The 6,432-nt window shown below is 33.7% G+C and carries 7 protein-coding genes and 1 tRNA gene; 3 read left to right on the top strand and 5 right to left on the bottom strand.

Annotated elements, in window-relative coordinates:
- Positions 1-105: 105 nt before the first annotated feature.
- The 5 genes from comE to rlmH form a co-directional block, all read right to left on the bottom strand.
- Positions 106-858: a competence system response regulator transcription factor ComE gene (gene comE, locus QZ565_RS07455; protein ID WP_084953977.1), complete on the bottom strand. Its 753-nt coding sequence runs from the start codon at positions 856-858 to the stop codon at positions 106-108.
- Complete coding sequence (gene comD / locus QZ565_RS07450; RefSeq protein ID WP_295527669.1) at positions 855-2,180, bottom strand: competence system sensor histidine kinase ComD; 1,326 nt, start codon at positions 2,178-2,180, stop codon at positions 855-857. The genes comE and comD overlap by 4 nt, the downstream gene beginning before the upstream one ends.
- 12 nt (positions 2,181-2,192) lie before the next feature.
- The gene (gene comC, locus QZ565_RS07445; RefSeq protein ID WP_004238992.1) at positions 2,193-2,315 is read right to left on the bottom strand and encodes a competence-stimulating peptide ComC; all 123 of its coding nucleotides are present in this window, start codon (positions 2,313-2,315) and stop codon (positions 2,193-2,195) included.
- Positions 2,316-2,479: 164 nt separating this feature from the next.
- A tRNA-Arg gene (locus tag QZ565_RS07440) sits at positions 2,480-2,553 on the bottom strand.
- 43 nt (positions 2,554-2,596) lie between these two features.
- Positions 2,597-3,076, bottom strand: coding sequence for a 23S rRNA (pseudouridine(1915)-N(3))-methyltransferase RlmH (gene rlmH, locus QZ565_RS07435; protein WP_070478111.1), 480 nt, complete (start codon positions 3,074-3,076; stop codon positions 2,597-2,599).
- A 183-nt stretch (positions 3,077-3,259) separates the two neighbouring features.
- Here rlmH and QZ565_RS07430 point away from each other — a divergent pair, with 183 nt between their 5' ends.
- From QZ565_RS07430 to dnaA, 3 genes are all read left to right on the top strand, one after another.
- On the top strand, positions 3,260-4,441 hold the full coding sequence (locus QZ565_RS07430; protein WP_070478109.1) for a S1C family serine protease: 1,182 nt from the start codon (positions 3,260-3,262) through the stop codon (positions 4,439-4,441).
- Positions 4,442-4,498: 57 nt separating this feature from the next.
- Positions 4,499-5,257 (top strand): ParB/RepB/Spo0J family partition protein, encoded by a 759-nt coding sequence (locus QZ565_RS07425; RefSeq protein ID WP_070478107.1) that lies wholly within the window; start codon positions 4,499-4,501, stop codon positions 5,255-5,257.
- A gap of 212 nt (positions 5,258-5,469) precedes the next feature.
- Positions 5,470-6,432, top strand: a 963-nt coding sequence (gene dnaA, locus QZ565_RS07420; protein ID WP_295527656.1) for a chromosomal replication initiator protein DnaA, incomplete at its 3' end; no start/stop codon positions are given.

The raw sequence follows: 6,432 nt of genomic DNA, 5'->3' as shown, positions 1-6,432 counted from the left end.
AACCCGTGTTACCGCCGTGAAAAGGCGGTGTCTTAACCCCTTGACCAACGGACCTTCTATCTGTAGCAGATATAACCATTATATCAATTTCTTACTAATTGTCAATCACTTTTGAGATTTTTTCTCTAGAATATCTTTTAATTTTCTAATTTTTAACCTTGAAATAGGACAGCGATGGTCTTCATAGAAAACAATTTCTAGGTTTTTTCGATCAATTTCTCTAATATTGCCTATATTTACCAAAAATGACTTGTGAGGAGAATAAAATCGCTGAGTATGTTTGTCCTTTTCCTGAATATCTGTCATGGTACCGTAAAACTCTTTTGCAAAATTTTTACCAATAATGCGCAATTTATGAGAAACTCCTGTCGTTTCAATATACAGAATGTCATGGTAAGGAATTTTTAAATCATTTCCCTTGTAATTGTAGTCAAAGTAATCTACCACATCTTCATTTTCAAGTAACATACTCTTCGTGTAGAAGATATTCTGCTCAATTCTCTTTTTAAATAACTCATCATTGATATCCTTATCAACAAAATCTAGGGCTGATACCTGGTATTTATAGGTTAGAGTCGCAAACTCTGATCGACTGGTGATAAAGACGATAATAGCATAAGGATTGTAATGACGAATAAACTGGGCAACTTCAAACCCTTTTTTCTCAATCCCATGAATATCAATATCTAGAAAATAAAGCTGGTTTACTTCATCATTTTCGATATATTCCTTAAACTCACGAACTTTTCCCGTTGTCTTGTATGATATTGGAATATTCGATTCTTTCGAAATTTCATCCAATATTCTCTCTAGTCTCACTTGATGTTCAATAACATCTTCTAAAATTAAAACTTTCATTCAAATTCCCTCTTAAATCTAATGATTTGTCTAAATGTACTGCCTTCCATCTCTGTTTCTAAAATAATATTGTTGTACTTATCTAATAGTTCTTTCACATTATTTAATCCTACTCCGCGATTTCTTCCCTTAGTGGAGAATCCTAAAGCAAATAGATCTCCTGAAGGAGTCATCGTCATTTTACATGAATTCTGAATCACAATAACTGTTTCAGTTTCCATCTTAATAACTGCTACTTCCATCTGCTTTTTATAACTATCAGCCGATCCTTCGACAGCATTGTTCAATAAAACGCTCATGATACGAACCAAATCCAATAGTTCAATTGGGAGCTTAGTAATCGTATCTTTTACTTCCAGTGTAAACTCTACACCATTATTTCGAGCATAAACAATTGACTGAGCAACCAAACTTCGTAAAGCTGAATCTTCTATGTTGTTCAAATCAAAGTAAGTATACTTATCTGAACGCAGTTTGTGATTAGCTTTAACCAAAACTTCATTGTAAACTCTGTCAATTTCCTGTAAATCACCACTGTCAATTGCCATCTGCATGCTGACAAGCATCCCAGCATAGTCATGTCTAAACCCACGTATTTCATTATACAAAGCAACAATTTCGTCTGTATAATTCTGTAAATGTTTCTGTTCAAATTTCTTCTGCTTCAAAGCAATCTCTTTCTCCATTTGATCTTTATGGGAATTCATTGCAAAAAAGGTCAAAAGGAGAGAAATAAAGACGATAGATGATAAAATACTTCCAAAACTATTCAAATGTTTAATCGTACTTACCATATCTGAAACGAAAGATACAATATGTAGCAATAGTAAAGCAAAAAATACTTTTTTCAAGAAAGGATATAGATAGTCTTTGTCAAAATAGTTTAGTTCCAAATGGAAATAACGAATGATTGTTACGATAACAACATAAGTCAACGCCACTACAACTAAAAAGAATAGACTATGATATTGTAGGGCAGTATCATCTCCTATTATAGAGGATAAAGTTACGGATAGAAAGGTATGAGTGCTATTATATAAAAGGGATAGTAGTAAACTTAATAATACTCCTCTATACTTCTCATACTTTTTAATAAATCTAAAATATGAATATAATACCAAAGGAAATAAAAATTTTTCAATTCCTAATCCATCTAAGTATATAAAATAAAAGGAAAGTTCAAATACTGATTCTACTAGGAATGTATAACCACCAAAAAAGCATAGTTCTTTTATATTTATTTTATTTTTACATATTAAATAGTAACTTTTACTAATAATAAAAATATGTAATATCACAACTAATACTGCAAGAAAATCCATTATTCCACTCCTTTATCTTCTTTTAAAGAAATTAAAGAAAATATTATGTGTTTGCCTTATCTCCCCACCTTGAATATTTTGCAAGTCTTTTTCCTTCAATTCTACAAACTTATCTAAATTAACTGTGTTTTTCATAATAAAATCTCCTAAAGTGTTTTTTCCTGTAAGCTAACTTACAAAAACCATTATACAAAATGGAATTTCATTTTAGATAAAATTCTCTCAACTGTCATTTTTTTCTCCCCAAGTGTACTTTTTTAAGAAAAAAGCCGGGAAAATTCCCAGCTTTGCTACTATATTGATCCCAGCAGGATTCGAACCTGCGACCGTTCGCTTAGAAGGCGAATGCTCTATCCAGCTGAGCTATGAGACCTAATACAGCTATTCTACCAAAAATTCAATTGAAAGTCAATTTTCTATTTATGATAGGGAGAGCCCTGCTGTATTGTAAAAGCCCGATAGATTTGTTCAACAAGGACTAGTCTCATTAACTGGTGGGGCAAGGTTAAGAGGCCAAAACTGACAGAAAGATTGGCTCTCTTTTTTAGAGCTGATGACAATCCTAAACTCCCTCCAATAATAAAGGTAAGAGTAGAAAATCCTTTTATAGAAGCTTCTTCTAACTGCTTACTAAATTCTTCTGAGGAGAACATTTTCCCTTCGATAGCTAACACAATAACAAAATCACGGTCACCAACTTTTGATAAAATTCTCTGACCTTCTACTTCTAAAATTTTTTGATTTTCTGATTCACTGGCCTTATCTGGTGTTTTTTCATCTGCTAGCTCAATCATTTCAAGCTTAGCAAATCGAGAAATTCGTTTTGAATACTCTGCGATACCATCTTTTAAATACTTTTCTTTCAGTTTCCCAACTGTTACAACTTTAATTTTCATGACTCTATTCTAACATATTCTCTATTTTTTCACATCTTATTCACAAAATAAAAGGTTAATTTTAGCCGAGAAAACCACAGATTTTTGAAAGTTATCCACAATCTGTGAAAAACTTTTCTTTTTAAGTTATAATTAAGCTAGTCAGTTTATACTTTCATTAATTTAAAACATATGGAGGCAAATATGAAACATCTCAAAACATTTTACAAAAAATGGTTTCAATTATTAGTCGTTATCGTCATTAGCTTTATTAGTGGAGCCTTGGGGAGTTTTTCAATAAACCAACTAACTCAGAAAAGTACTGTAAGTAACTCCAACAACAATAGCACTATCACACAGACCGCCTATAAGAACGAAAATTCAACAACACAGGCTGTTAACAAAGTAAAAGATGCTGTTGTTTCTGTTATTACTTATTCAGCTAACAGACAAAATAGCGTATTTGGCAATGATGATACTGATACAGATTCTCAGCAAATCTCTAGTGAAGGATCTGGGGTTATTTATAAAAAGAATGACAAAGAAGCTTACATTGTCACCAACAATCACGTTATAAATGGTGCCAGCAAAGTAGATATTCGTTTGTCAGATGGAACTAAGGTACCTGGAGAAATCGTCGGAGCTGACACTTTCTCTGATATTGCTGTCGTCAAAATATCTTCAGAAAAAGTGACAACAGTAGCGGAATTTGGTGATTCTAGTCAGTTAACCGTAGGAGAAACTGCTATTGCTATCGGTAGCCCGTTAGGTTCTGAATATGCTAATACTGTCACTCAAGGTATCATATCTAGTCTCAATCGAAATGTATCTTTAAAATCTGAAGATGGACAAGCCATTTCTACAAAAGCCATCCAAACTGATACTGCTATTAACCCAGGTAACTCTGGTGGCCCACTAATCAATATTCAAGGACAGGTTATCGGAATTACCTCAAGTAAAATTGCCACAAATGGAGGAACATCTGTAGAAGGTCTTGGTTTTGCAATCCCTGCAAATGATGCTATCAATATTATTGAACAATTAGAAAAGAACGGAAAAGTGACTCGTCCAGCTTTGGGCATCCAAATGGTCAATCTCTCAAATATTAATACAAATGATATTAGAAGACTGAATATTCCAAGCAATGTAACATCTGGTGTAGTTGTTCGTTCTGTACAAAGTAATATGCCTGCCAATGGTCACCTTGAAAAATACGATGTTATTACAAAAGTAGATGACAAAGAGATTGCTTCATCAACAGACTTACAAAGTGCTCTTTACAATCATTCTATCGGAGACACCATTAAGATAACTTACTATCGTAACGGTAAAGAAGAAACTACATCTATTAAACTTGACAAGAGTTCAGGCGATTTAGAATCTTAATTGACATCTATGTAAAGAAAGCTTTACATAAGAGAAAAGATGTGTTAGTGTAGAATCATGGAAAAATTTGAAATGATTTCTATCACGGATATACAAAAAAATCCCTATCAACCTCGAAAAGAATTTGATGGAGAAAAACTACATGAACTAGCACAGTCTATCAAAGAAAATGGGGTCATTCAACCGATTATTGTTCGTCAATCTCCTGTTATTGGTTATGAAATCCTTGCAGGAGAGAGACGCTATCGCGCTTCACTTTTAGCTGGTCTAACGTCTATCCCAGCTGTTGTTAAACAACTTTCAGACCAAGAGATGATGGTCCAGTCCATCATTGAAAATTTACAAAGAGAAAATTTAAATCCAATAGAAGAAGCACGCGCCTATGAATCTCTTGTAGAGAAAGGATTTACCCATGCTGAAATTGCAGATAAAATGGGCAAATCTCGTCCATATATCAGCAACTCCATTCGTTTGCTTTCCTTGCCAGAACAGATTATCTCAGAAGTAGAAAATGGCAAACTATCACAAGCTCATGCGCGTTCTCTAGTTGGGTTGAATAAGGAACAACAAGACTATTTCTTTCAACGAATTATAGAGGAAGACATTTCTGTAAGGAAGTTAGAAGCTCTTCTGACAGATAAAAAACAAAAGAAACAGCAAAAAACTGATCATTTCATACAAAATGAAGAAGAACAGTTAAAAAAACTACTTGGATTAGACGTAGAAATCAAATTGTCTAAAAAAGACAATGGAAAAATCATTATTTCTTTTTCAAATCAAGAAGAATACAGTAGAATTATCAACAGCCTGAAATAAGGCTGTTCTTTTATTTTTTTATCTCACAATGTTATCCACTCTTTTTTTTAATAAAAAGCTTAATAAATCAATAGTTTCTGATTTTATCCCCAACCTGTGGATAAAACTTGATAACATTGTGGATTAATTTTCACAGCTTGTGGAAAATTCTTGCTATCTATGGTAAAATAAGTCTAACATTAAACTTTTAAATAGTAAAGGAGGAGAATGGATTGAAAGAAAAACAATTTTGGAATCGTATATTAGAATTTGCTCAAGAAAGATTAACTCGATCCATGTATGATTTCTATGCTATTCAAGCTGAACTCATCAAGGTAGAGGAAAATGTTGCCACTATATTTTTACCACGATCTGAAATGGAAATGGTCTGGGAAAAACAACTAAAAGATATTATTGTGGTAGCTGGTTTTGAAATTTATGATGCTGAGATAACTCCCCACTATATTTTCACCAAACCTCAAGATACGGCTGTCTCACAAGTTGAAGAAGCTACAAATTCAACTCTTTATGATTATAGTCCAAAGTTAGCATCTATTCCTTATTCGGATACTGGATTAAAAGAAAAGTATACCTTTGATAATTTTATTCAAGGGGATGGAAATGTTTGGGCAGTATCAGCCGCCTTGGCTGTCTCTGAAGATTTGGCTCTGACCTATAATCCACTTTTTATCTATGGAGGACCTGGGCTTGGAAAGACTCACTTACTTAATGCGATTGGAAATGAGATTTTGAAGAATATTCCTGATGCGCGTGTCAAGTACATTCCTGCTGAAAGCTTTATCAATGACTTTCTTGAACACTTGCGACTTGGGGAAATGGAAAAGTTCAAAAAGACTTACCGTAGTCTTGATCTCTTATTGATCGATGATATCCAATCTCTCAGTGGCAAAAAAGTCGCAACCCAGGAAGAATTTTTCAATACCTTCAATGCTCTTCATGATAAGCAGAAACAGATTGTCCTAACCAGTGATCGTAGCCCTAAACACCTAGAAGGCCTTGAAGAGAGACTTGTCACGCGCTTTAGCTGGGGATTAACACAAAATATCACCCCTCCTGACTTTGAAACACGTATCGCCATTCTTCAAAGTAAAACAGAGCATTTAGATTACCATTTCCAAAGCGATACCCTAGAATACCTAGCTGGCCAATTTGCCTCAAATGTTCGAGCATTGGAT

The sequence above is a fragment of the uncultured Streptococcus sp. genome (assembly GCF_915066115.1).
Classification (GTDB): Bacteria; Bacillota; Bacilli; order Lactobacillales; family Streptococcaceae; genus Streptococcus.
This window is presented reverse-complemented; position numbering and strand designations above follow the sequence as displayed.